We start from the raw sequence: 932 nt of genomic DNA, 5'->3' as shown, positions 1-932 counted from the left end.
CAGCCTCCGGTTACTGAAATTCAAGCGTGAAGGTTGCGGTGGCATTAACGTGTCCTGCCGTAATTGGGACGCGCGCGGCCATCAGCCTGGCGTAGAAGTTGAGGGTGTTGGTCTGCCCGGGTTTCAGCGTGGTCCACGCGATGTTTGACGAGGGGGCGTTGAGTACCAGGGGCGCCCGGCTGCCGTTAAGGATCTGCACGCCGATGCCGGACGCTGCCGATACGCCACTGTCCAGCTTAAGCAGACTGGTGTTGTCGCTGTCCGCTATGCCGGTAAAGCCGACTTTAACCGCGGTGACGGAGCCGCCGCAGGGCGACAGCACGATGCGAAACGGCACCAGCGGCGTGGTCGTGCCGACGGCATTAAACTGTCTGGCGGCGTTATTCATCAGATCGACGGTAAAATCTTTTGACTCACCTGCGACGGCGCAGGTGTTATCCCTGACATATCCGCTAATCGTGATGGTGCTATCGGCGGCAGGGGTGCTGAAGGAGACCAGAGAGAGTATGGCGCCCAGCAGATACAGGTTTTTTCTCATCATCATGGTTTCCTTAGCGGCACGCTGCCGACAGCTGGCTTAACGCCTGGTTCTGGCTTTCCGGCGGCAGGCTGTAGCTGGCCTCACAGCTGGCGTTCGGACCTTCGCCCCATTTCGCCCGCACCTTGCCCGCCAGCGGCATCCCGCTCAGGTAGACCTGGCCGTTATCGGCGACGATGCTGCTGCCCTGGCTGTCGTCAGAGGTCACCAGCGCGCCGAAGGGAACCGGCTTCCCGTTATAGATGAGCGACATCAGCAGCTTGAGCCCGACGTGCGCCTTAAATTCCGCGCGGACAATTGCGCCGTGGGTCGGTACTACGCTGGCTACCGCATCGTCCAAATCGACGTTATCGGCCAGGCTATTGGTGTCCAGCGCCACCCGGTTTTCCCGGTA

Annotated in this window: 2 protein-coding genes; both read right to left on the bottom strand. The window is 60.7% G+C overall.

Annotated features, from left to right (window positions below; translation table 11 throughout):
* Positions 1–10: 10 nt before the first annotated feature.
* Positions 11–541 carry a type 1 fimbrial adaptor subunit FimF gene (locus HMPREF3178_RS25555; protein WP_016809162.1) on the bottom strand — a complete coding sequence of 177 codons (531 nt, stop codon included), beginning with the start codon at positions 539–541 and terminating at the stop codon, positions 11–13.
* Positions 542–551: 10 nt separating this feature from the next.
* Positions 552–932, bottom strand: a 381-nt coding sequence (locus HMPREF3178_RS31180) for a FimD/PapC C-terminal domain-containing protein (RefSeq protein WP_175438965.1), incomplete at its 5' end; no start/stop codon positions are given.

Origin of the sequence: Klebsiella sp. HMSC09D12, from assembly GCF_001808475.1 — a bacterium.
Lineage (GTDB): Bacteria > Pseudomonadota > Gammaproteobacteria > Enterobacterales > Enterobacteriaceae > Klebsiella > Klebsiella oxytoca.
This window is presented reverse-complemented; position numbering and strand designations above follow the sequence as displayed.